Here is a 1582-nt window from a genome sequence, read left to right as displayed (position 1 = left end):
CATGCGCCACCAGCCGGACGGCGTCTTCCTGTCCAAGGGCCCCGGCGACCCCGCCGCCACCGGCGAATATGCCGTGCCGACCATCAAGGGGCTGCTCGACACCGGCGTGCCGATGTTCGGCATCTGCCTCGGCCACCAGATGCTGTCGCTGGCGCTGGGCGCCAAGACCACCAAGATGCAGCAGGGCCACCGCGGCGCCAACCATCCGGTCAAGGATCTCGCCAGCGGCCGGGTCGAGATCACCAGCCAGAACCACGGCTTCGTCGTCATGCCGGAGACGCTGCCGGCCGACGCCGAGGTCACCCATGTCAGCCTGTTCGACGGTACCAACGAGGGCATCCGCCTGAAGAACAAGCCGGTCTTCTCGGTGCAGTACCACCCGGAAGCCTCGCCCGGCCCGCAGGACAGCCACTATCTGTTCGACCGCTTCGTCCAGCTGATCGCCGAGAAGAAGGCGGCCTGACGCCGGACAGCGTTCATCGAAGAAAGGGGGAGGCGCCACCGCGGCTCCCCTTTTTCTTTGGAGCGCCGCGCCGCCGCATCGCGTCCTGGCCGAAGGCCCGATCCGGACCATATGGTTCGGCATGCGCCTGCCCGATTACCCCTTTGCCGCCAAGCCCGCGCCGGTCACTCCGCCTGACGGCCCCGCCTGCCCGCTCTGCGGCCGGCCGATGGTGCCGGGCGCCAGCCTGAACGAACACCACCTGATCCCCCGCACCTATGGCGGGCGGGAGACGGTGACTATGCACCGCATCTGCCATGCGAAGATCCATGCGGTGCTGAGCGAACAGCAGCTGCGCGACCAGTATCACGAGATCGATGCCCTGCGCGGCCATCCCGACATCGCCGCCTTCATCCGCTGGGTCTGCCGCAAGCCGCCGGAGTTCATCGACGGCCACGCCACCGACCGCCAGACCAGGGACCGCCAGACCAGGAACCGCCAGACCAGGGACCGGAGTCGGCGCAAGCGCTGAACACCCGTTTCACCCCTGGCGGAGGGGCCGCCGCGTTGCAGGTTTCGGCAGATAATTGCGCGCCTCGCCGTTGCAGACGCGGCTGACCCGCTCATACTCCTCGACCGTATCGACCTGGGCCTGTCGGCGGTCACGCTCGCGGCCGAAGTCCTGCATGATCCGCCGCATCGCCGATTCGAGCGGCCGGCGGATCGCCGCCATCGCCTGTGACTGGCTGCGGGCGCGAACCGGCGCCATCCCCGCGATCACCTGATCCAGCCTGCTGCGGATCTGCGGCATCATCTCGCTCAGCAGAGCCTCGTCCACTGCGACATGGCGCATCTCGTGGGCCAGAACCTCGCCATACAGGCAGGAATTGGCCGGGATCTCCCTGGCGACATGGACGATGCGCTGCTGAAAGCCGAAGCTGATGGTCAGGGCGCTGGCCGAAGCGCAATAGGTGCCGTCGCCCATGGTCTTGAACAGGGCCGACACTTGCGACTGTTCGCCATAGCGCGCCTGTGTCAGCCCCAGCACATGGCTGTCGGCGGCGCTGACCGGCCCCGGCGTGCGTCCCGGCAACCGGGTGAGCTGCGCGATTGTCAGCGCGTCGTCGCGCTGGATCGGCA

General features: G+C 68.1%; 3 protein-coding genes. 2 read left to right on the top strand and 1 reads right to left on the bottom strand.

Translation table 11 applies throughout. From position 1 onward, the window contains the following. Positions 1 to 463, top strand: a 463-nt coding sequence (locus tag I71_RS26705; protein WP_042701106.1) for a gamma-glutamyl-gamma-aminobutyrate hydrolase family protein, incomplete at its 5' end; no start/stop codon positions are given. A 121-nt stretch (positions 464 to 584) separates the two neighbouring features. Then, entirely contained in the window at positions 585 to 974 is a 390-nt protein-coding gene (locus I71_RS26700; protein WP_049976350.1) for an HNH endonuclease, read from the top strand. Positions 975 to 983: 9 nt separating this feature from the next. Here I71_RS26700 and I71_RS26695 read toward each other — a convergent pair. Then, positions 984 to 1582, bottom strand: a 599-nt coding sequence (locus I71_RS26695; RefSeq protein ID WP_042701104.1) for a hypothetical protein, incomplete at its 5' end; no start/stop codon positions are given.

It is taken from the genome of Azospirillum sp. B506, from assembly GCF_000333595.1.
In the GTDB taxonomy this organism is placed as follows: domain Bacteria; phylum Pseudomonadota; class Alphaproteobacteria; order Azospirillales; family Azospirillaceae; genus Azospirillum.
This window is presented reverse-complemented; position numbering and strand designations above follow the sequence as displayed.